General features: G+C 50.2%; 18 protein-coding genes. 12 read left to right on the top strand and 6 right to left on the bottom strand.

The genetic code is table 11. The features are described 5' to 3' along the window. Positions 1 to 174: 174 nt before the first annotated feature. Both LC417_RS20550 and LC417_RS20545 read left to right on the top strand, forming a co-directional pair. Positions 175 to 1,290, top strand: coding sequence for a metallophosphoesterase (locus LC417_RS20550; RefSeq protein WP_223566299.1), 1,116 nt, complete (start codon positions 175 to 177; stop codon positions 1,288 to 1,290). A gap of 77 nt (positions 1,291 to 1,367) precedes the next feature. Next, complete coding sequence (locus tag LC417_RS20545; protein ID WP_033759916.1) at positions 1,368 to 2,168, top strand: MBL fold metallo-hydrolase; 801 nt, start codon at positions 1,368 to 1,370, stop codon at positions 2,166 to 2,168. 55 nt (positions 2,169 to 2,223) lie between these two features. Here LC417_RS20545 and LC417_RS20540 read toward each other — a convergent pair whose 3' ends face one another. Together LC417_RS20540 and LC417_RS20535 are read right to left on the bottom strand one after the other, a co-directional pair. After that, positions 2,224 to 4,149, bottom strand: coding sequence for a methyl-accepting chemotaxis protein (locus LC417_RS20540; protein ID WP_010671948.1), 1,926 nt, complete (start codon positions 4,147 to 4,149; stop codon positions 2,224 to 2,226). A gap of 603 nt (positions 4,150 to 4,752) precedes the next feature. Beyond that, a complete protein-coding gene (locus tag LC417_RS20535; RefSeq protein WP_010671949.1) occupies positions 4,753 to 6,411 on the bottom strand; it encodes a methyl-accepting chemotaxis protein in 1,659 nt (552 codons plus the stop codon). 641 nt (positions 6,412 to 7,052) lie between these two features. Here LC417_RS20535 and LC417_RS20530 point away from each other — a divergent pair. After that, a complete protein-coding gene (locus tag LC417_RS20530; protein ID WP_010256979.1) occupies positions 7,053 to 7,382 on the top strand; it encodes a hypothetical protein in 330 nt (109 codons plus the stop codon). Positions 7,383 to 7,457: 75 nt separating this feature from the next. Here LC417_RS20530 and LC417_RS20525 read toward each other — a convergent pair whose 3' ends face one another. Continuing rightward, positions 7,458 to 7,691 (bottom strand): DNA polymerase V subunit, encoded by a 234-nt coding sequence (locus LC417_RS20525; protein ID WP_223566298.1) that lies wholly within the window; start codon positions 7,689 to 7,691, stop codon positions 7,458 to 7,460. 957 nt (positions 7,692 to 8,648) lie between these two features. Here LC417_RS20525 and LC417_RS20520 point away from each other — a divergent pair. From LC417_RS20520 to LC417_RS20510, 3 genes are all read left to right on the top strand, one after another. Next, a complete protein-coding gene (locus LC417_RS20520) occupies positions 8,649 to 9,866 on the top strand; it encodes a diguanylate phosphodiesterase (RefSeq protein WP_010256973.1) in 1,218 nt (405 codons plus the stop codon). 171 nt (positions 9,867 to 10,037) lie between these two features. Beyond that, on the top strand, positions 10,038 to 10,247 hold the full coding sequence (locus tag LC417_RS20515) for a CsbD family protein (protein ID WP_010256969.1): 210 nt from the start codon (positions 10,038 to 10,040) through the stop codon (positions 10,245 to 10,247). Between the two features lie 195 nt (positions 10,248 to 10,442). Beyond that, positions 10,443 to 11,207: a MerR family transcriptional regulator gene (locus LC417_RS20510; protein ID WP_033786360.1), complete on the top strand. Its 765-nt coding sequence runs from the start codon at positions 10,443 to 10,445 to the stop codon at positions 11,205 to 11,207. Positions 11,208 to 11,280: 73 nt separating this feature from the next. Here LC417_RS20510 and LC417_RS20505 read toward each other — a convergent pair whose 3' ends face one another. Both LC417_RS20505 and LC417_RS20500 read right to left on the bottom strand, forming a co-directional pair. Beyond that, positions 11,281 to 11,769: an Hsp20 family protein gene (locus LC417_RS20505; protein ID WP_010256958.1), complete on the bottom strand. Its 489-nt coding sequence runs from the start codon at positions 11,767 to 11,769 to the stop codon at positions 11,281 to 11,283. 175 nt (positions 11,770 to 11,944) lie between these two features. Beyond that, on the bottom strand, positions 11,945 to 12,184 hold the full coding sequence (locus tag LC417_RS20500) for a hypothetical protein (RefSeq protein WP_022624236.1): 240 nt from the start codon (positions 12,182 to 12,184) through the stop codon (positions 11,945 to 11,947). Between the two features lie 368 nt (positions 12,185 to 12,552). Here LC417_RS20500 and LC417_RS20495 point away from each other — a divergent pair, with 368 nt between their 5' ends. The 4 genes from LC417_RS20495 (at position 12,553) to LC417_RS20480 (ending at position 16,930) form a co-directional block, all read left to right on the top strand. Continuing rightward, positions 12,553 to 12,777 carry a DUF3606 domain-containing protein gene (locus LC417_RS20495; RefSeq protein WP_010256955.1) on the top strand — a complete coding sequence of 75 codons (225 nt, stop codon included), beginning with the start codon at positions 12,553 to 12,555 and terminating at the stop codon, positions 12,775 to 12,777. Between the two features lie 520 nt (positions 12,778 to 13,297). Beyond that, positions 13,298 to 15,082 carry a GGDEF and EAL domain-containing protein gene (locus tag LC417_RS20490; protein ID WP_010256951.1) on the top strand — a complete coding sequence of 595 codons (1,785 nt, stop codon included), beginning with the start codon at positions 13,298 to 13,300 and terminating at the stop codon, positions 15,080 to 15,082. A 199-nt stretch (positions 15,083 to 15,281) separates the two neighbouring features. Further along, positions 15,282 to 15,491 carry a YdgH/BhsA/McbA-like domain containing protein gene (locus LC417_RS20485; protein WP_010256949.1) on the top strand — a complete coding sequence of 70 codons (210 nt, stop codon included), beginning with the start codon at positions 15,282 to 15,284 and terminating at the stop codon, positions 15,489 to 15,491. Between the two features lie 251 nt (positions 15,492 to 15,742). After that, entirely contained in the window at positions 15,743 to 16,930 is a 1,188-nt protein-coding gene (locus tag LC417_RS20480) for a diguanylate phosphodiesterase (RefSeq protein ID WP_033774053.1), read from the top strand. 1,363 nt (positions 16,931 to 18,293) lie between these two features. Here LC417_RS20480 and LC417_RS20475 read toward each other — a convergent pair. Next, on the bottom strand, positions 18,294 to 19,367 hold the full coding sequence (locus LC417_RS20475) for a RepB family plasmid replication initiator protein (RefSeq protein ID WP_010256943.1): 1,074 nt from the start codon (positions 19,365 to 19,367) through the stop codon (positions 18,294 to 18,296). 2,047 nt (positions 19,368 to 21,414) lie between these two features. Between LC417_RS20475 and LC417_RS20470 the strand changes: the two genes are divergently transcribed. Next, complete coding sequence (locus tag LC417_RS20470; protein WP_010256940.1) at positions 21,415 to 22,617, top strand: AAA family ATPase; 1,203 nt, start codon at positions 21,415 to 21,417, stop codon at positions 22,615 to 22,617. Then, positions 22,614 to 23,585, top strand: coding sequence for a ParB family protein (locus tag LC417_RS20465; protein ID WP_010256937.1), 972 nt, complete (start codon positions 22,614 to 22,616; stop codon positions 23,583 to 23,585). The genes LC417_RS20470 and LC417_RS20465 overlap by 4 nt, the downstream gene beginning before the upstream one ends. The last annotated feature ends 70 nt before the right edge of the window (positions 23,586 to 23,655 follow it).

Raw genomic sequence — 23,655 nt, 5'->3', positions numbered from 1 at the left:
GTTGCGCCCTGAAGTTTTATCAATCCTCTCTGCCTGCTTTACCGCCTGTAAAGCACCCGACGTGAAGCAAGCCTGACGGTAACATCATATACACTACAGTCCTGAAAACGGCTCTATAAACGATCGACTCTTTTTTGCCTGCGCAGATGTTCAGCGCCCTACCGGAAAAATGCCATGTTTCACCTGATTTTCAGCTTACCCAGCTGGTATGTAATTGCGCGCGTCATTATTCCTTTGTCCCTGCCACTTGTCGTAAAGATCCTGCTCTCCGCTCTGGTGCTGCTGGCGTCACAATATCTTCTGGTGAGCCGTTTTACCTCGGGCGGGATCTTCTCCGCTGAAATGCCCCGCATCATCATCATTCTTTTTAACTGGGCGTACAGCACCGTGCTGCTGCTGGCGCTGCTTCAGATGCTGATGGATGCGGTCATGCTGATTGCCCTGCTGTTGCGTCATCCGCTGGAGCTGGTTCCCGGTGTTCGCTATCTGGCCGTAGTGCTGGCGATGGGGCTGGCTGCCTTTGGCGTTCAGCAGGCGATACGCGTGCCGCCAGTCAAAGAGGTGACCCTTACGCTGCCCAATCTGCCCGCTGAATTCGATGGCTATCAGCTGCTGCAGCTGACCGATCTGCATATCACCCGGTTGTTTAATGCGGCCTGGACCGCCGCAATGGTTGAACGGGCAATGTCTCTCAAAGCCGATCTGATTGTGGTCACGGGCGATGTGATCGATGGCAGCCTGGCGCATCGGCGGCAGGACGTTGCGCCGCTGCGCGGGCTGGCAGCGCCTGACGGCGTATGGGCTATCACCGGCAACCATGAATATTTCTTCCATCAGGCAATCTGGACGGCGCATCTGGCCTCACTGGGTCTGCAACCTCTGCTCAACAGCCATACCGTGATCCAGCGCGGAACCGCAAAGCTGGTGATTGCCGGCCTGCCGGACGCCTCCGCACCCGGCAGAAACGCGGTCGGCCCGGATCTGGGCCGCGCGCTGGAACAGGCACCTGAAAACGCGCCGGTAATCCTGCTGGATCACCAGCCACGCAATGCACGCCAGAACGCAGCGCAGGGCGTGGATGTGCAGCTCTCAGGACATACACATGGCGGCCTGATTATCGGGCTGGACAGACTGTTTGCTAAACCCAACGCCGGGTTTGTTTCCGGGCTTTATCAGGTCGGCGGAATGCAGCTCTATGTGAATAACGGCACGGCACTCTGGCCAGGCATGGCGGTGAGGCTGGGTCGTCCCTCAGAACTCACCCGGATTACCCTTCGTCGCCAGCCGTAGTTGCGTGAAGAAATAGCCTCAGGAAAGTGCGGTTTTCGCAGGTGTGCATAAGATTGAGTGAGACAAAGGAGATCACCATGACGATGTTATGTACCGCCTGCGGAACGGCTTATCCCGCTCATTCCACTCATCAGCACTGTAAAATCTGTGATGATGAACGCCAGTACGTTCCAGCCGCCGGTCAGCGCTGGATCGCGTTTGATGAACTGCGCGCCAGCCACGCCAATAAGTGGACGGCTCACAGCGATGCGCTGTTAAGTCTTAAAACCGTGCCTGAGTTTGCCATCAACCAGCGCGCTTTTCTGCTGCGCACGCCGCACGGCAACGTGCTGTGGGACTGCATTGCCAACCTTGATGATGCCACCTATACGCTGATCGCGGCGCTGGGCGGCATTGATGCTATCGCCATTTCACATCCGCACTACTACACCACCATGCAGGAGTGGGCTGAAGCGTTTAATGCGCCCATTCATCTGCACGCCCGCGATCGTCAATGGATTGTGCGGAAGAGTCCACATATCCAGTTATGGCAGGGCGAGTCGCTGACGCTGATGCCCTCTGTGACGCTGTTACGGCTGGGCGGTCATTTTCCCGGCGGCAGCGTGCTGCACTGGGACGAAGGAGAAGGGATGATTCTGGCGGGTGATATTATCCAGGTCACGCCGGGTGCGCATGGCGTGTCGTTTATGTGGAGCTACCCGAATATGCTGCCGCTGTCAGCCGCTACGGTAGGCGACATACTGCATAGGCTCTCCGGCGTGACATTCGGGCAACTGTATGGCGCGTTTGAAGGGCAGGATATCCATCAGCAGGCAAAAGAGAAGGTGATGCGGTCGGGCGAGAAGTATCTGGCCTGTCTGCAGGATCATCAGGCGTAGCGCGGAATAAACGCTGAGAAGAGAACAGCCACCCACAGGCGGCTGTTTAACACCATTATGCAGTCTGGAACACCGCAACCATCGTACGTAACTGCCCTGCGCGCGCGGCGAGCTCATCAGCTGAGGAGGCCGACTCTTCAACCAGCACGGCGTTCTGCTGCGTCACCTGATCCATCTGGTTCACCGCAATATTGACCTGCGAGATACCACTGCTCTGCTCTTCGGATGAAGAAGTGATGTCGCGCATCAGCTGAGAGGTCTGTTCAATGGCGCTGACGCTCTGTTTCACCTTATCGCCTGCGTTCTGCGCCATGGCGATCCCTTCCTGCGCGTGGCCGACTGACTGCTCAATCAGACCCTTGATCTCTTTAGCTGCACTGGCTGAACGTTGTGCCAGTGCCCGCACTTCCGACGCGACGACCGCAAAACCTTTACCCTGCTCACCAGCGCGTGCCGCTTCAACGGCCGCATTCAGTGCCAGAATGTTGGTCTGGAAGGCGATACTGTCGATCACCGATGTAATCTCTTCAATTTTACCTGAGCTGCCACGAATTTTGTGCATGGTCTCCATCACCGAATCCATTGCTGCACCACTGGAGAGTGCAGCCTGCGTGGCAGATTCTGCACGGGCAGAGGCAAAGCGCGTGTTATCCGCGTTCTGCTGAATGATTGCCGCCAGCTGCTCCATGCTGGCAGCCGTTTCAGCCAGTGAAGCCGCCTGTTGCTCGGTGCGCGACGACAGATCGCCATTGCCACGGGCAATCTCTTCTGAGGAGTTGGCGATGGTAGCCGCGTTACCTTTGATATCCGACACCAGCTGAGCAAGACGCTGCTGCATCCGCATCAGTGCATTCAGCAGCTCAGCCATCTCATTGCTGCCGGAAACGTTCAGCTGTGCCGTCAGATCGCCCGCCGCGACGCGGCTGGCAACTTCGACCGCTTCTTTAACCGGCCGGGTAACAGAACGGGTGATCATCACGGCCAGCAGAATGGCCAGCAGCGCGACGGCAAACAGACCTGCCAGTAACAGATATTGCGCATAGCGGCGTTCCTGGATCTGCGTCTGCATCATTCCTTCCAGACGATGGCTGGTTTGTTCACCCAGCTCGCCGTAACGGTTAATCGCCTGGGTAAAGACCCGCACATAGTCAACCGGCGTCACGCTGGCGTGACCGCTGACAAAGACACTATCAGCCAGATTCAGCGCACTCAGCGCCTGCTGGTTCGCATCCTGTGCCAGATTGCCAAAGGTAGTTTTAAGCTCTGGCTCAATGGAAAATACTTTATCCATATTGCCGCTAAACTGCCTCAGCGCCGTTTTGCCATAATCAAGCTGAAATGCCATGCGGCTGCGATCGGCATCCGACACATTCCCACCTGCAATCAGCGACGTGCCGCTAGCACGAATCTGTCCCAGCGTTTCAGTTAGCTGCGGCAGGCGACTAAAGATGCTGACAATCAGCTGGTAGGTATTCAGATCGGCATCCAGCGATAGCTGATAGAAATCAAGCACATCCTGGTTCGTATCGAGCAGCGACTGAATCAGCTGAGCATGTCGCGTCAGGCTGGTTGCCAGGGTCAGTTTGCCCGCGTTAATATCGTTCTGCAGCTGGCTCCACTCCTGATTAACCCGCTCCAGCCGTTTCAGCGGCTGCGCCTGCTCATTATTCTGACGTAATTCGTCAGCAATCGTCTGAGATAAGCGATTAACCTCACTGACCAACGCCATACGTGGCGCGTTATCTGGCTTGTTCAGCGAGATAGCGATCGCGCTTTCCGCACGGTGCCGCTGCAGCAGGTTCAGCAACTTGAGCACCTTTCTTTCAACCGGTATACCGGTCAGTTCCACATTCTTTGTATCGATAAGCTGATTGCCCGTCTGAATAAACAGAAAGGTGGGTAAAATAAACAGCACCAGCGCAAAGGATCCGAGTAACAGGAATTTCGCTGGCAAATTAATCCGGTCGAGTATTTTTTTCATTCTTTTCCGCTCTGATGTGTGAGACGTGCAGGTGTGTAGCGCACGAAATAGCTTTCGTAATATTATTTTTACCGTTTCTTTGACATAGCCAGAGATGCCTCATGCAGCACAATGTCGCTATGAAGAAAGGAGTTTCGTAAAAAATCAGAAGTACATATAACACGGAAGGGAGTATAGATTGCGCTGCGTTATTTTACAGTGAATAAAATGACAATATTTACTTCAATATTCACCTAAGCCAAACTTGAAAAATACCCTTAAAAATCATAAGATTGAAATAAAAACACCTGGCAAAAATCATTAAGCCACAAGCCTGACTTCAGCGTTATTGTTTTGAAGATAAAGAAATTCAAGTTGCGTCATGAATAGCCGATAACTGACACCCTGCCTGTATCTGACTCATTATCACCAGACTGTCAAAACAAATATCTACGCCCGGCCAATTTCAATTTAAACCTTATAACCCTAAAGAGTTATTTGCGATTTTAAAAATGAAATCGATTTCATATTATATTTATTTCAGGAAAAGCCGCTTTATTTATTTTGATTTAAGATAAAAAAAAGCCCCCACATTGTGGAGGCCCTTAAGTTACTGCTCAACTATTAAAAACTTTCCCAGTTCGCCTTAGTCAGGTCGATGGTCTGGTGCTCAGGCTGCTTTGTGTGTAATACCGGACGCCGTACTGCAGCGGTCTGCTGCGACTGTACTGCACGGTGATTGCTTTCCAGCTTAAAGGTCGCCACCAGCCCCGACAGCGTTTCTGCCTGCTCCTGCAGCGACTTAGAGGCGGATGAGGCCTCTTCCACCAGTGAGGCGTTCTGTTGCGTCACTTCATCCATCTGGCCAATGGCCTGATGAACCTGTTCAATGCCTTTACTCTGCTCAGAGGTAGCCGCCGCAATCTCATTGACCAGATCGGCCACCTGCTGAATCGCCTGACGGACATTTTCACTGTTAGATCCAACGCCGCTGGCCTGCTCTAAACCGTGCTCGACCTGTGAAACCGATGTTGAGATAAGATCCTTAATTTCACGGGCGGCAGAAGAGGAGCGCTGCGCCAGATTGCGCACTTCAGAGGCAACAACGGCGAAGCCGCGACCATGCTCGCCCGCACGCGCTGCCTCGACTGCCGCATTCAGCGCCAGAATATTGGTCTGAAACGCGATGCCTTCAATCAGTCCGGTAATTTCAGAGATTTTGGCAGAGCTGGCGCGGATTTCATCCATGGTACTGAGCATCTGCTTCACCGCCGTCCCATTCTGGATTGACATGTGATTCGCGTTATTTGCCAGGCTGCTGGCCTGTTGCGCACCCTCTGAGTTCTGTCGCACCGTTTCGCTCAGTGTCGCCATGCTGGCTGAGGTTTGCTCCAGTGAAGCCGCCTGTTCTTCCGTGCGTGCAGAGAGATCTTCGTTGCCCGCCGCTATCTGCGTTGATCCGGTACTCACCGATTGCGCGGCGTGACTGACGGAAAGCAACGTGCCGGAGACGCGTGCCAGCAGCTGATTAAATGCCATCGCCGTTTTGCCGATCTCATCCTTACTGCGGACCTCCGCGGTATGAGTCAGGTCGAGGGTATGACTCACCTGCGTCATGGTATTGACCATGCCTGAGAGGCTCTTTTTGATGCCGAGAATCACCTTAGTGGAGAAACCGGCCAGTATCAGAATAAGCAGCAGCGATCCGCCAGACATCGCCCACAGGGTCTGGCTATAAACGCGCTTGTTCTCCGCCCTGAGCTGTTCGCCAATATCGATATTCAGCTGAATCTGACGGGTGAAATCCGCTTCCATCTTACGGGATGCGGCACCAATACCGCCCTCACTCTGCAATAATGGCAGCGTGACCGCATCATTATGGGCGCGTGACGCGGCAAGGAATGCCGGCAATGCGCTGCGGACCGCATCCAGATTTTTATAGGCCTGTTCCGTCATCGCCTTATCTTCATCGCTGGAGATGTCGTTAGCCATGTAGTAATCATTGAGCGACTTAATCTGCGTAAGCAGATTCTCAATGCGCTCTTCCGCAGCAGGGAATTTTGCCGCATCGCTGGTGCTGTGGTGGCGATAAAGCGCAATACCCAACTGATTGGTCACGCTGATCGATTTATTGAGATCGCGAATGCTGGGTATTGCGTTCATCTGTACATATTCAAAGCGGGATTGAAAGCCCGAAATCACTGATAAAGAGATAATCACCAGCGCAATCAGTGACATTGCAAGCAGTGAGAAAATCAATACCAGACGTTGTGTAATAGTCATACTTGCCCCGGCAAAAAAGAATAATCTGGACATAATTCAAAGTTGGATCGTTCTTATCGGCTTTTGTCTGCAGGGCTTTAATTAAGCATGGCGAATATATTTTTTTATTTTTCCTTGCGAATGGTACAGAGTGAACTAGCCAGAACACTACTCTGCCATTTATTCATTTTTATTTTGACACACCTTTTTACATCTCATCATCTGAGATAAATTTGCCACATCTCCTGTCAGAAGATTTCCACTGCCGGATGGTCACAATGAAGCGGAAGCAGGCATTCATTTGGATCTGATAATTAGCCCACTAATTCAACAGCGATGCTGACGATAATTGTTAAGGAGAAGGCGATTTAAATTCGTGGGATACCGTCGCAGACGCAGCAAAGGCAGGGCTTGTAAAGCTGAAGAGCTGAAGGGGTGAAAAACCAGCATGACAGTCTGTCATCAGATTTTCTGATAAGAGGATGACTGGCTACCTGTCAGATAACAGGCGACGGTGGGAGATTTTAGCCTTTTGTGTCAGGGCCAGATTAAATCAGTGAAATCGCTGGCGGAATGCTGAATCTGGTCTATGCTCACTGGCCCGACCAGGCTTTAGTCTGTTGGGTAGCAATAACGCTTAAAATAAAAAAAAGGTAGTCGTCATGGATTTAGCCACATTTGAAACCAGAACCGGTCTTTGGCCACACATGCAGTTTACGGATGTTGAATATGAAGTGTGCAGCGCAGGTGTAGAGATCTATGCCATTGATGTCAGTCGTCAGACCAAGAGCAAGCTATTTATCTGTCGTGTCACCAACGAGCAGCAGGCAGCGTCGCTAACGGCACAGTTCAAAGAGTGGTTGCCGAAGTTAAAGCTTAAAAAACGCAAAGTCGCATTGAATCTGGCGCGCATGGCGTGCGAGAAGAGCTTCCCCGCGAATCCTAAATTCCAGGATCGGTCTGACATGCGTCGGAACACATCCAGGCTCTGATGCCTGCTTCAGCCTGTATCTGTTACAGCAGTCAGGCTGAAACCCTTTCTTATCCTGTCTGCGCTGCGGCACGTTTTAATCACGCGCCGCAGGCACACGGAACAGTCGACATTCCCCGGGCTCAATTGAGATATCACTGAAAGTCGTGATATGCATCTCTATCCAGGTATTCGCGGCCCGAAGCGTGTGAGGTGAGTTGCGTTGTTCCAGTTCAGCCACAAAATCCCGGGTACTCACTGTGCACTGACCGGTATCATCCCGCCTCATCGCCTCTCTGAATGCTGACCAGACCTCATCATCCTGTGACATCTCTACCCCACACCGGCTCTCAATCGATAATAAACTGTATATATAAACAGTACAATTATTCTCTTATACGGTCAAGTCTGCTCTGTGTACCTGTCTCAGATCGCTAAGCAATGGCTTAATTGTGGCCATTTATAGCAGAAGCAGCAGGCGAAACAGGACTTTAATCCTAATCTTAGAAATCGTTTTCATATCTGATTAAACTATTGATTTAAATAGCCATTAAATATTGTTAGTTTTTTAATTGTTTGATATCTAATTAAAAAAAGAGTTAACCGTAGCGGCATAAACATCGTTTTTGCCCTATCTTTGAATGGCTCTGTAATGAAATCCACTTCTTTTGCAGAGTGATCTGACTCCTACCCTTGCCCCCTTTTACAGGGGGCACTTTTTTAAGATAACGCAGATATCAACATCTGATTGTCTCTGCAGACCGGCAACGTTCATGCGTTCCGGGCTGATCTGCTGATGACGTTAAGGGAGTGTCTGGAAAAGTGGTTGATTTGTAACCTGATAATTCATTGGTTGTGCTGACATCGCCTGAAGCCTGAAACAGTGGATTGAATCTGAAAACAATTTTCCGAAATAGCAAATAAACGGATCTTTACCCGCTTAAAAGCCTCGCCAGAATGACGAAGTAAGGAGAGTAAAAAGTGCGTAATAATCTGGCAATATCAGATTGACCAGCGCCTCACCAGGGATGCTGTAACGTTATAATAATGCGCTATATCTGCTGTTCGCCCCCGATTTTAGGGGGTTTTTCTTTTCCCTTCATTACTATGCCCGGTTATTGCCGCACTGCGATCTGATGTCCTGATTGTCGAATCCTTTAGTACTACCTGAATCTACGATTAAATTAATGCTGCAAATATAACGGCATAATGGTCGTAGTTGTGCCCTTAACCAGCAATATTTCTGTGATATGTTTAATCAGTAACTTTCTGCCACGTGAGTCTGATTATGCTCTCCACCCTTATTTACCGTAGCCAGCTTGCGGGTTCTGTCTCGCCAGAGAGATTGAAAGCGCTGGTGGAGCGCGCCAGTATCAAAAATGCTGAGGCTGAAGTCACCGGGATACTGCTCTATGACGGACAGCACTTTTTTCAGGTGCTGGAGGGTAGCGTCGACAACGTTCACACGGTTTTCCAGCGTATCAGTCAGGATGAGCGGCATTTTAACCTGATTGAGCTGATGCGGGATTACGCCCCTGCGCGTCGCTTCGGTCATGCCGGTATGGCCTTATTTGATTTACGTGATTATCAGAAACACACCGTAGTGGATGCCCTGCTTAAGCGGGTTACCCTGAGTGATGAACGGATCAGAGATGACCGGGTGGTGAAGTTCCTGCGTTCTTTCGTCGAGGGGCGGGATAAAGAGACGTTTATCAAAATTGATCCTGCCAGTCAGTGGACGCTGACAACACCCGTCACCTCCGAATCTCAGCCAGCCTGGCAACCGGCACCGGGTCAGCGTTGTGAATTTGCGCTACAGCCTATCGTGGATACAGCGAATCGCCGGATTGTCTCTTGTGAAGCCTTGATACGAGGTCAGCACGGCGCATCACCCGCTGATTACTTTTCACAGTTGCCAGAAAGCGAGCGTTATCAGGGCGATCTGCACTCTAAAACCTACGCTTTCCAGCTGGCCAGACATCTGGGGTTGCGCGAGCAAACGCTCTCCGTCAACCTGCTGCCCATGTCGCTGGTGGTCATTGACGACGCTGTTGAACATCTTATCCAGCAGATCAGGCAGCAGGGATTGCGACCAGAGCAGGTGGTGGTTGAGGTGACCGAAGATGAGATCATCTCGCGCTTCGACGCATTCCAGTTTGCTGTCCAGCAGCTGAAAGCGGCCGGGATCAGCCTGGCGCTCGATGATTTTGGCGCCGGTTTCGCCGGCCTGTCGCTGTTAGCCGATTTCCAGCCCGACAAAGTTAAAATCGATCGCAAGCTGATCACCGATATCCACCGCAGTGGCCCGCGTCAGGCGATTGTGATGGCCATCATTAAATGCTGTCAGGCGCTGGAAATTACGGTTATTGCTGAAGGGGTTGAAAAAATTGAAGAGTGGCTCTGGCTGGAAGGTGCCGGGGTGCGCTATTACCAGGGCTTTCTGTTTGCCCGTCCAGCCCTCAATGCCCTGCCTGCAGTAAGCTGGCCAGCACGACGCCCGGAATAGACCCCGCCGTGATAATCCCCTTTCCTCCCCTTTTGCCCATAATTTGATGCGGCTCACACCGCTTCGCTGCAAAAGGCAAAAGCTGTGCCATGCTTGATTCATCTGACAGCCTTCAGGCAACACAGATATTCATCAGGTCACTGGACAACAACCGGAAATGGGAGAGTCACCATGAACGAAGATCGCATTGGCGGTAACTGGAAGCAGTTCAAAGGTAAAGTTAAGGAAAAATGGGGTGATCTTACGGATGACGATATGACCGTTGTAGAAGGGAAGCGCGATCAGCTGGTCGGTAAAATTCAGGAACGCTACGGCTACGAGAAAGATCGTGCCGAAAAAGAAGTGAAAGAGTGGGAAGATTCCAACAAGTACCACTGGTAACGTGTGCTTAATCGCCGGGCGTCTCTGCGTCCGGCATCTGCCCTGTACCCCTGTTTAATCCCCCTCACCCACTGCCATCTCAGCACCCGATACACCAGCAGATTTTGGAAATGATTGTTTCTTTATTTATTCCTGACGCGCATACTGCGTCATCTTCCCTGTTCATGGGATCTCAATGCCTTTCGGATATCAATTATGCCCCAGCACTCTACCGACACCGTATGTGGTCTCGTCGGTGTTCTTCCTGAAACTCTGCGCCGCTGGCGCCGTGCCGGGCTGATAACGCCGCCTGGCCCTGCTGGTTACTCAGATAATCAGCTTACGCGTGCGCTCTGTGTGCGTGAAATGACCTCAGGGGGTCATACGCTCTTTGATATCCATACTGCATTTAACTGGCCCAGCGTTGCGCTGCCTGGCGGCTGGGCCTGCCGGGAAGAGGATATGTTGCATCTGCTGGCGCATAATACGGACGCAGATGTTGATCGCGAACTACAGATGATGAATACCGACTATTGTGGTGATGATTATGTTAATCGCTACCTGCGGCCGCTCAACCTCTGGCTGCGCACTGACCTCAGCGAAGGTGCGGCGCGGCGCCAGCAGCGCTTTCATTCAGCGGTAGTCAGTCAGTGGGAGCGCCTGGCGCTGGCCTCACAACGACGCAGCACCGTACCGTTGTTTCTTGAAGCAGTCAGCGTCACAGATGAAACCGAGATCTGGATGGAAGCGATACGGCTTAACGGACAGGGCTTTCGGGTTGAAGTTGCAGCAGATGCGTCAGGTATCCCCGCCGTGGCGCAACGCCGCTTTGAGCATCATCTGATGTGGTGTGGTGATGGTATCAGTGCATCGATGAAGGCTGCATTTCACTCCAGTCTTGAGGCGGGTGAACCGATCATGCTGATCGGAACGAATACCGGCTTACCGTCGCAAATCAGCCTTATGGCAGCCAGCGCCTGAACTCTTTTGACTTTCTTACCTGCCAGTGAATAAAAAGGCGGAAACAGCCTGTGCCGTTTCCGCCCTGTTCATATTACTGATGTTCAAGAGTACGTTGACCGCCGATCGCAATCGGGATACGGCGCGGTTTCTCGCTCTCCGGTATTTCCTGGATCAGATCAATGCTAAGCAGACCTTCCGCCAGGCTGGCTCCGGTGACCTTCATGTGCTCTGGAATGGAAAAGCTCAGCTGGAAATCGTGTCGGGAAATGCCGCGGTGGATCCAGCTGGTGTTCTCTTCCCGGGCCTCGCCAGACGCTTCCTGTGACGGTTTCTCTCTGTGACCGGCCACTGAAAGCCGTCCGCCTCGTAACTCGATCTCCAGTTCATGCTCTTTCCAGCCAGGTACACTGACGGTCAACGCATAGCGATTATCCTCTACCCGCTGCAGATCGTAAGCGGGAACCGACGTTACCGGGCTGTCGCCAGTAAGCTGACTGAACAATTTATCGATGCGGTTAAAGCGGTCTGAAAAGACTGAATCAGACAGCGAAGGGAACACTGAAAATTGTTGTACTGACATGGTGATAATCTCCTGAACAGGTTCATCCAAAAGTTCATCTGATCGGGCTCATATTTCCGATCATCTCCATAAATAGGGATCAGTAGTCAGTTTTCAAGTTGGTAAATATAATTTTTTTACCGTTATCAGACAGCCGGTTACCACAGAAATAAATTTCAGGGTATTAACGCAGCCGTTACTTTTTGCTCTGAGGTGCAAGAGCAAAATGGGGATGACAGCCAGCCAGTAATAACAGCAACTCATATTCTCCCTGACTTAATAGTGTCGGGTTACCTGCGGCTTCTTTGGTTTGCCAGACGCGCAGGCTAAGGTCAAAACGCTCAGCAGCGCTCTGCTGTGAGAGCCCGGCGGCAAGACGAAGTTCACGCACATTACTCTGGACGACCACAGGCGGCCTGGGGGGACGATTCACCAAACAAAGACTCCTTCAACATGATTAAACCGCAAAGGCACAGTGCTTCGCCATCAATAAAAGCGAAGCGACCTGAGAGCGGCCATAACGAAAAGACCACAGAATAATTGACTATTTTAAATAAATGTCAAATTTCAGGTTTAAAAATCATGCATGCTTTTTTATAAGCGAAGCGGCATATTTCGCCCTGACGGAGACTTTTCTATTTCCATAGAGTGCTTTATTCCTCCTGCCAGGAATTATCCTGTTATTTGCCTTAAGGGCCATTCAGGGATTAATCCGCTACCTCAATCTTCCTTTTTTCATCAGGATAGAGGTATAGCCTGAGAGTCATGTTCAGGCTGCATCATTGAAAAAGAGGAGGATAATGAATGAAAAATCCTATCCAGCGTCGCTCGCCCGACGATCTGTCGCAGGTGGAAATTCGTGAACAGTGGCAAATCACCTACTGGACCCAGGAACTGAGGACAACACAGGAAAGGCTGACACGCGCGATCCGCGAGCGAGGGCCGCGGACCGAACAGGTTCGTGATTGGCTGGAGCAAAACCCGCCGCCACGTCGTCCGACACAATTCACACACGGCATGAAAGGTTAAACTGATTACTGTCTGAAGCGACACGTTACTGGCAGTCTTGCGGTGGATTGACCTATAGCAGTCAGGAGTACACTGACAGGTCATATCTGCCGGTCTTCATTTTTTCAGGCTTTTACCTGTATTTTTAATAGGTTATCTTCCTGAGCAACCAGCGGATAGCGATCCGTCTCTGGCTGCAGACCTGTTTAATTGTAAAACTGACTTAGAAATAACATTAACCACCCTGAATGCTTATTCATCTCCTGACGGAAAATAAACATTAACAACCGTAAAAACCCTCTCCTGGCTATATAAAATGTACAAATGTAAATAATCAGGCGCATCTTCGATTAAATTTTCGAATCGTAACAACCCCTTTAATGCGTTAAAGAAAATATTAAGAGACACCCGCTGCATAGTCCCTTATTATCCAGTTGAAAATAAAAAATCACGCCATAATTCCTGCCGCCCGAATCACATTTCGCTCCGGACAGTTTTCTTTTTTCGCTCCGTAATCAGCCGGTGCGGGGGTTCTACACACATGTTAAACAATTTAAACGGCGACAATGAGCGCCGCAGCCGCGCCTTACAGGCGTTGCGCGACCCTGATGAAAGCCGCGATGAAGTTCTCCGGAAGTTTGTCCGGTTAGCCAGTCAGGCCCTGGGTATCCCGGGCAGCTTTATATCGGTGCTGGATGATGAGTTCCAGACCGTTCGGGCATCACACAATTTTGAACTGCAACGCTCAACGCGTGCGGATTCACTTTGTCGTCACGTGGTTGATAGCGACAGTGCGGTGATCGTCCCTGATACTTATTACGATGCGCGTTTTGTCACGCATCCCCTGATCACTGGCTCACCCTTTATCCGCTTTTATGTCGGTGTGCCACTGAAAACACGCGATGGTATTATTCTGGGCACACTATGTGTGACCGACACCGAACCGCATGCGTTTCCCAGTGACCAGGTGACGACCTTAACGCTGCTCTCTACGCTGGTAATGTCTTTTCTTGAAGCCTGGCACTCGGCGGGTTTTACCGATCCGGTGACCGGGCTACCTAACCGTCAGCGCCTGATACGTGATTTGCAATATCTTGCCGTTGCCGGCGATACCACGCCACGCCGTCTGGTTCTGATTGATTGCATCGATATGTCGCGTGCTTATGAACTGGCCCGCACCATGGGAATGAGCCCGGTTGAGAGCCTGCTGAAAGATATGGCCACTCTGCTGCCGCTGCGCCTGCGTCCGGCGGTTGGGGAGATGATCTATACGGTGGCCACCGGCCGCTTTGCTATCCTGACCCGAGCGGATAGCCGACTCAGTGCCGCGTGGGTAGCCGGTCGTCTGGAAGGTATCAGTGCGGACATGGATGAAGGTCTGTCGGTCGCGCTGACTCCCCATACCGGTGAGGCTGACTTTGTCGCTGGCAGCATGCCAGCATCTGAAATATTAGGCCGTGCGGTCAGTGCGTTGCATGAAGCGGTCGGCCGCGGACTGCCCTCTCAGCGCTTTGACGCTGAGGCTGAAACGCAGCGTTCAGAAGATTTCCTGCTGATGACCGATCTTAAAACGGCATTACGCGAGAACACCGGGCTATATATGGTCTATCAGCCGAAAATTTGCCTGCAAAGTGGTAAACCCGTGGGTCTGGAAGCGCTTATCCGCTGGCAACATCCCAGCCGGGGCGAGCTTTCACCTGCCGCCTTTATCCCGCTGGCTGAGCAGACCGATCTGCTCTCTGTGCTGACAGCCTGGATTATCGATCGGGCGGTTGAGCGCCTCAGCCGGCTGAGGAACAACTGCATCCAGCTGCCGCTAACGATAAACGTCAGCGTACGTGACTTTGCGCGCGAGGGGTTCGCTTCAGCGCTGGAAAGTAAGATGGTCAAATCTAAGCTCCCGACCTCTCTGCTGGGAATCGAATGTCTGGAAACCGAACGTATCCTTGAAAGCCCGACCGCCCTGCGCGGGCTGGAGATGCTCAGAGCACGAGGATTCACTATTTCACTCGATGATTTCGGTTCCGGCTACAGCAATATCAGTTATCTGCGTCGCATGCCGCTTGATGTGATTAAGCTGGATCGTTCCCTGATCAGTGAGCTTTCCTCTGACACGGCTTCACGCATCATTGCACGCAGCATCATCGCCATGCTTAAAGAGCTGGATTATACCGTGGTGGCAGAAGGGGTTGAGTGTCCGGATGCAGTAACATCCCTGACCGAGTATGGCTGCGATCAGGCTCAGGGCTATTTCTATTCGAAGCCGTTGAACGAAGAAGCATTGGATCACTGGCTGCACTGGAAGCTGCGTGGCGAGTGTCATTAATCTGGAGCTGGCGCAATCTGATATCAGATTGCGTTTTCAGCGATCTGAACGATCTCTGATATCCCCCATGGTAATAATTCAAAATATTTGATCAATATGAGCAAAAGTTAGCTATATCAGTCTGGCGATATCGCGCCTATCATTCATTCCATCGAGGCAAAACGCCTCTCCCTGACTGAAATACGCTAAGGAATTGACCATGAAATCCATCAAAACTTTCGTTGCTGTTACTGCACTCTCTCTGATTTCATTCGGTAGTTTTGCCCAGACTATTACCGCTACCGCGTCTACCCTGGATGCTGCTGAAGCGAAAGTCGCGGCACAGGCCAAAGATGCAGGCGCATCCTATAAAATTACCGGCGCACGCGTTGATAATCGTGCTTATGTCTCTGCTGAACTGATCAAATAACATTTCCCCCTTCAATACGATGAGGCTGCCACTACGGCGGCCTTTTTTATTATGCAGGAAGCATGAGTTCGTCTGCTCAGGTTCAGCGTCTCTGATCCCATTACGATTGTTGGAACCGTGCCCCACAATTTGCCGTTTCGCTTATTGTCACCTGCCGTGGTGCAGTCTGTGCGACTGTGAATAAGGAGAGATGAAACATTTTTTGAACAATGCTAGCGTGTGCGCAACAATCTTATAAAACGGAGCTGCACATGCTGACTACCATAATATACCGCAGCCATATTTCAGATGACTTTCCCATCAGAACCCTGCCCGCGATGGTCGACAACGCCAGCAAAATAAATGCGGCTCACGACGTGACCGGCATATTATTATTTAACGGTACCCATTTTTTTCAATTGCTTGAGGGTCCGGAAGCAGGCATTCAGGCAGTCTATCAGAGGATTTGTGCAGATCGACGGCACCACAATGTGGTGGAGCTGATGCGCGACTATGCGCCTTACCGCCGCTTTGGTAATGCGGGCATGGCACTCTTTGACCTGCGTGAACACGATCGCTCATCGCTCCTGCAGGCCGTGCTGGATAAAGGGACGTCAAAATATCGTCTGACCTATGATGATCGGGCACTGCAATTCCTGCGCACGTTTGTAGAGTCTCGTGAGAAAGAGAACTATTACGAGGTCCTCCCGCCGGGTTACTGGGAGTTTATTTCTGAGCACAATGATGTGCCGGACTCCCGTCCGGAGACAGAAGGCGTCAGCTTTCGCCCGGTGGTGGATCCCCTCGCTCGTCAGGTCACAGCGATTGAGGCGACCACTCTGCGACCTGCTCCCGCCGACGACACCTCAGGCGATCAGCTTTATGTTAACGATCTGGAAACCGTGAAAAAGACGTTTGCCCATGCTGGCCTGGTCTGCCCGGACGGTATGACACTGTACGTCAGCCTGCTGCCTATGACGCTGGTGGTGATACCCAATGCCGTCGATCATATTATGGCCGCTATTCAGCAGGCGGGACTGGTTCCTGAGCAGGTTGTAGTTGGCGTAAGCGAAACCGCAGTGATCTCGCAGCTGGAAGCGTTCTCTGAAGCCGTACGCGCACTAAAAGCGGTCGGAATCAGTCTGTCGATCGACAATTTTGGTGACGGCTCCGCGGGATTGTCCTTGCTGACTCACATTCAGCCCGACCGCATTCGTATTGATGCCGGTATCACCCGCGATGTTCATCGCAGTGGGCCAAAGCAGGCGGTGGTTCAGGCGATTATTAAATGCTGTTCCGCGCTGGAAATTACCGTCATCGCGGCAGGGATCGTACAGGCAGAAGAGTGGATGTGGCTGGAGGCTGCAGGTGTGATCAACTTCCAGGGCACGCTGTTCGCAGCCGCAGGGCGTTATGAAGCACAATCCGTTGCCTGGCCGGAATACCGGGAGGCGATGTAACACTCTCTGTCCCAACGGTGATAAAGCGGTACGTCAGCGCGAGTCCGCTTTCTTCACCGATGTCCTGCAGAGCAGTATCAAAGCCGCATCGGCCCCGCTAAACACCTCCCCTCCCCCGCGCCCCCATCGGACCCGTTCTTGTGACAGGGATAACGGCAGCGCCTTCCTGATGGTTCCGGCCATGCCTCAATCTCTGTACTCATTCTGGCTTAGTTCTATTTGATAACCACTGTAGCGAGTAAAGTTACCTGTTTAACTCTTCCAGTAAGCAAATCAGTGGCGGATCCTTTTTAGGATCGAACTTCATCGCCTATCCACTGTAGCGAGTAAAGTAACGATATTCAGGGTTCGGAAACCACTGTAGCGAGTAAGCAGAGCAAGTAAATCGTCATCCGTCCTTCTAAATTGCAGCGCGAAGGCGCATTAGCCTTTGTTTCAGGTACTCCAGGTACGGTTTCATTCAGTCATAACCACTATAGCGAGTAAAAAACCGATCTCCCTCTCAACAATGAATTTTGACCCTTGATTGCAGAATCCGCCCTGTGTGGGTCCTCGCAAAGGTGCTTTTATGAATGCAGCTAAGCTCTTTAACTGCAAAAATCTGAAGCACGGCACACCGTTTAACGGCTGTGGCGAGTAACCATTTTTAGGTGTGGGAATTTGGCAATTTAACAGGAAGTCTTTTACTGACAGTGCAATAAATGATAGTGAGTGCTTACTCTATTTAAGGTAACCACTATATCGAGCATAGGCCAGTGACAATAACAACCACTATAGCGAGTAAGCTCCTCATTTCTGCTCCCAATTAACAACCACTGTAGCGAGAATATCGCATTCATCAGCGCCAGTATCTGATCATTAACTGAACGCTTTAGCGATAAAACAACCTGATAACCACTGTAGCGAGTAGTTTACCCGCCCTGGATGGACAAAAGGGAGATGAAAAAGCGCGGTAACGGAGGAGATAACCACTATAGCGAGTAGAGTAATGACACCGATTCCCCTGCACAGCCTGCGTGAATACTTCATGACGGGCGTACTTTCTGTGCTGTGATCAGGTGAGTAACCACTAAAGCGAGTGAACATTGGGTCTCATTCTGGCTATTACGTTTTTTGAGACAGCTCTTCCGGGAGAGACTAACCACTATAGAGAGTAAACACAGCACCGGGCTCAATTCAGGTCCTGCCGATGGAGAGTGATGAATAGCGCGATTAGCCCTGTTCAGACAGGCGTTACGTATGTTGCTGTAGTGCTGGTAACCACTATAGTGAGTAACGTTACTCGCTACAGTGGTTATTGCGTTTCAGCCCGGCGTTCCCGATAAGAGATTGAAAGCGGAGTAGCATGCTAGCAGAAAGCGTGTCATTGCTTCTTCTGCTTCCTGATTTTGTTCAGTAGCTCTTTTTCTTCACGCGAGACCATCACCAGCTCACTGCTATCCTCTTCAATCACCGGTTCAGGCAGGCTGACGTCAATTACGTCGGAATCGATATCAAGATCGTCAAACTCATCCATCTCATCATCGATCAGGCCTGACTTACTGAGCGGCAGTTCGGCCGGGCGCAGCTTAGGATGACGATAATGAACCCAGAAGTAGACTGATGAGCCACGTCGGGTTTCGGTGTAGTCGAGATAACCGATCTCTTTTAACTGCTCCATGGCCTTTCTGACGGTGGCATTCTGGGTAATCACACGCGATGTCAGGTTAAGTCTTGCGCGCAGACGCGCCATAGATATCGGCGCAGGCTTCGGCGGAAGGCTTTCAATGAAGGTGTAGAGCGCCTGAGCAGACTCTTTGCGTGCCAGCTCATTGATGGCTTTAAGCTGCAGCAGAACCTTTCTGTCGAACTGATACAGCTCAAAGATCTTGGGATCGGCCTGCAGCGTTACCGTGTCCTTCTTGATGCTGTATTTCGCAGACTGCACCAGGTGCGTCGTGTAGTTCTCTCCGCCCTTGCTGGTAAAAGTCAGGGTGTTAGAGGCAATACGCGTCAGCGAAGCATCCAGACGGCTCCTGAGCTTCGAGGAGAGACGCACTGAGGGTATGCCGCATAGCTTGGCAAATTCAACGAAAGAGAGCGTTACCGTGTCTCCCAGACACTCATGCGTAGCGAATGCACGAATGATCCCGACCCAGGTTTTGAAATCATTATCCATATCCAGGCGGGCACCCAGAATCTTAATGTTGTCATAGCCTTCTGACCTGACCAGGGATAACTGTTTAAGATCCTGGGTCACATCCATGGCGTTCATCTGGTTTTTCTGACTGCGCGCTGTGGATTTTAACGTCGGAACAAATAAACCGAGTCGCATCAATGCTACCGGCTGGACGGTGTTGTTACTGTTGGGGGTAAGAGTAACAACTTCACCTGTACGTTTATCTGTTTCGCTAAACGCATCAGCTATGTTCAGGATATCTGGTTCTTTTCTTGGCATTAGGAAGATCCGTGATGTGAACAGGCGAGAGCCGCTGTTACTCGATACAGTGGATACTATCACTCACTACAGCGGTTAATCTACTTACCATAGTGGTTATTTCTCTCGATATAGTGGTTGTTTTACTCGTTATAGTGGTTAGCGACCCGGCTTTAACGTTGTCATACCGTGGCCTGAGGCGATGCTGGGATCTTTAAGGAACTTAATAAGGATCTTAAATGGATCTGTTATTGGATCTATTCAGTGGATAACCTGAGAAAACTAACTGAAAAAGAGTCGAGCCACCGCCCTCCCCCTTTACTGGATCTCACTCTTTCATCGCAAGCACCCTGGAAGAAGCCGTCATCTACGCATAATCAGGGTTATACACACCGATTCAGGCCAATTACTCGCTATAGTGGTTGTTGAGTACTCGCCAGCGCGGTTGCTTTTCTCGCTATAGTGGTTGTTATACTCGTTATAGTGGTTATTCTTCTCGCTACAGTGGTTACTGACCCCCTTCCAGGCCTTGTGTCACAAGGCTTCAGACGCTGCAGGGATCTGTTAAGGATCTCAATTTGATCTATTGAGGATCGACCAATTGGATCTGGCCTGTGGATAACGGGGATAAAACACACAAAACAAAGAATTAGTTGAGAGTCCCAGTCAGAAGTGATTTTCACCTTCAGTTCTGAATGTGCGGTTTATCAGAAGCACGACTGAGAAGGTCTTTTACTGCTAAAACGATCTAACGCTGAGCATAGGTAAGACTGGAATGTTGCATACACCTATAACCATTAAATCTTTAAGGTTATAAGTTTAAATCAGGCCTCAGAAAATCGGTCAGTGAAAATACAGAAAACTCACCATGACATTAATCGCCTATCTATTTGATAAATAATGAATTATTTTTCATTTTCATGATGAAAACACCATGCGATTTTTACTTAACGTAATATCTTTGTTTTGTCAGTACTCAGAATTTGTCAGACATACTAAAAAAGCACTTAAAATAACGTTCCCGGAAGAAATTAATAAGGCGCCAGTGAAGGAACAACAGGAAGAACAGGAAGAACAGGAAGAACGACAGTAAGAAAAATGCGTTCGGCATAATAACTTAAACTAATAAATAGGCTTAGCGTGAATGAAGTAATTTCAGGAATGTAAGAATGATATGAAGATGAAAAGATTGTATCGGGAGCTGAATCAAGCACAGTAGAGCGTTAATTCTGACTGTCCGGCATAGCTACATTATGGTGACTTGCCCCAATTAATATTGCTCTAAGCCTTGCCGCATTAAGCCTGTTCTCTACTCCTACTCATGCTCTTAAATCGGCAGTCTTAACTCTTCGATGATTTTGATTCGTGACATCACATAATGATGAAGGGAATTAAATCCCTCTCTTTTCTGGATTAAGCCTTGCAATAAAAACCCTATGCGGAAAACGCCTGACATTATGTTGACAGACAGCAACACAGATTATGAACGATACATAATGACAAGGCATAAAAGGTATAGATTTGGAAGCAGTGATCTTAAGTTAGCAATGATAACGGTAACGATTACTTGCGCACTTTACCGTTATGCCTACTCCTTCAGGTTCAAAAGCACTGTAATAGCTTCTGAGTAAAACTCTACGTCAGCAGTAAATGTTGAGTGAAAGTGCATTAATCTTGGAAATTTTTCACCAGGCTATTCCACGCTTAATTAAATGATTTATAATAACTTTTATTGAATTTTCATGCTGAAAACACCATTAAAAAAACACGAAAATAATTTAACGAGCAACCTGCAGACTGGCAGATGATTTATCAGAATCGGAATGCACCGCTCCGAATCATTAGTCCTTAAAATATTCGTTTAATGTCGCCATTTTAAGTTATCTGTCTCAACCAGCCTGTAAGACAAAAAAGCAGAGCGATTCACTTTCCAGTGATTCACAAAAGTAATGCTGCTTGCATCTCACCATCGCGGAGAAAAAAATCCAGGTTTTTGGCATTTTTCTAAAAAATTGGCAGATATGTGCTTTTTGTGTAGTATGCAAAAAACATTAACGCAGAGGGGCTTATGAAGCGTGATTATGGTGGAGTGCTGGAAATGGCCACACGTGCCAATTCCATGTTACATGGACTGAGTAACCATATTGAGCAGCAGCGTCAGGAATTTAACCAGACCGGTTTTTACCAGACCTTCTCCCGGAATGCTGTCGCCAACATGCCATTGCTGAGTAAGCATGCTGTTGTCGCCGCAATTGGTGATATGGAAGCAGCAGGTTATCAGTTTGGGAAAAAACAGACCGGCAGCACCTCACAATATGCCCTGACTATCCAGAATGTGGTCGACATCTATCAGCATCGTAAAGTACCGAAATATCGCGATCGGCACGATGGCCCCTTTGTCGTATTCGTTGTCAGCCTTAAAGGTGGTGTCTCAAAAACAGTGAGCACAGTCACGCTGGCCCACGGTATGCGTGCACATCCTTCTATGTTACATAATGACCTGCGTATTCTGGTTATCGACCTGGATCCACAGGCATCAAGCACGATGTTCCTGAGCCATACCAACAGTGTCGGTTCAGTTCTGGAGACGGCAGCGCAGGCGATGCTGAACGATCTGGATGCAGACCAGCTTCGTAAGCAATTCATTAAACCTACTGTCATGCCCGGCGTTGATGTGATCCCAGCCTCTATCGACGATGGTTTTGTTGCAAGCGACTGGGAAGAGCTGGTTGCTGAGCATCTGCCAGGCGTTGCGCCTTCGGAAGTACTACGCCGCAACGTGATTGATCGTCTGGCGGGTGACTACGATTTTATCTTCCTTGATACCGGACCTCACCTTGATTCATTCATGCTGAATGCAATTGCGGCCAGTGATGTACTGCTGACGCCGACGCCCCCGGCACAGGTCGATTTCCACTCCACCATGAAGTATCTGACGCGTCTGCCTGAAATGCTGGAGCGTATTGAGTCCGAAGGCATTGAGCCACGGCTTAAAGCCAATATCGGCTTTATGTCCAAAATGACCTCTAAACACGATCACCTGACTTCGCAAAGCTATGCCCGGGAAGTGTTTACTAAATCGATGCTGGACTGCAGCCTGCCGCGACTGGATGGATTTGAACGCTGCGGCGAATCCTTTGATACGGTGATCAGTGCCAATCCCTCCTCTTATCCGGGCAGTGCGGACGCTCTGCGCAAAGCTAAATATGAAGCCGAGCAGTTCTCAAGGGCTGTGTTTGACCGCATTGAATATATCAGGAGTACCTTGTGAGCAAACCTATACAGCGCATCGGGCGCAAGTTTGGTGATTCTGCTATCGCAAACATGATCGACAGCAGCAGCCAGTCGCGCACATTTACGCTGAAGTCGGGCGCGAAGGCCACCTTTGTGCGCCAGCTAATCCTGCATGATGATATTGAAACCAGAACCAGCGTTGACCCAAAAATCAACGGACGTGACCAGAGCACGCTGACGCCGGAATCGCTTCAGGAGATCACCCGTACTATTACGCTGCAGCAATTTTTTCCGGCTATTGGTCGTGTCAACGGTGACCGGATTGAAATCATGGATGGTTCGCGCCGCCGCGCCGCATGCATTCTTACCGGTGCCAGTCTGGAAGTACTGGTCACCGCTGATGAACTGAGCCTTAGTGATGCGCGTCAGCTGGCTGCGGACATTCAGACAGCAAAAGAGCATAACCTGCGTGAATTAGGCCTGCGCTTTATGCTGATGAACGAAAATGGCATGAGCAAAACAGAGATTGCTAAAGCCGAAGGCATCTCAAACGCAAAGGTCTCACGAGCGTTCCAGGCCGCAGCCGTACCCGCTGAATTTATTGAACTCTTTCCGGTTGTATCAGAGCTGACACTTCAGGATTACCAGCTACTGCTCGATGTCTGGGAAGAGGCGAAAGCGGAAGCGGTTGATGTCACCGCGCTGGTCAGCGATATTAAGCAAACGCTAAAGGCCGATGATTCCCTGCTAAGCGCCAATGCGGATGAGAAGAAGAGCGCGATTCTTAACGGCTTTAAAAGCGCCCGTCGTCAGTTAAAAAAACCTGCACCCGTCAGCAAGACGGTGACGGAAAAGCTGGCTACCTTTACCACAGCTAATACCTATGCGCGTCGTAAAACTAATGATGAGAAGCGCACTGTGCAGTATGAATTCAGCCGTCTGCCAAAAGAGATTGCTGAACAGATCGACGCGTCAATCAGACAGATACTCTCCACATTAAAATAATCCTCTTCACGTTTTTGATACCAGAACCGGCCTCTGTGCCGGTTTTTTAATTCTTTCCTCCACCAGCCTC

The sequence above is a fragment of the Pantoea sp. OVA07A genome, assembly GCF_019969975.1.
Taxonomy (GTDB): domain Bacteria; phylum Pseudomonadota; class Gammaproteobacteria; order Enterobacterales; family Enterobacteriaceae; genus Pantoea; species Pantoea agglomerans.
The sequence above is the reverse complement of the archived record's forward strand: the minus strand, read 5'-3'. Positions and strand labels throughout refer to the sequence as shown.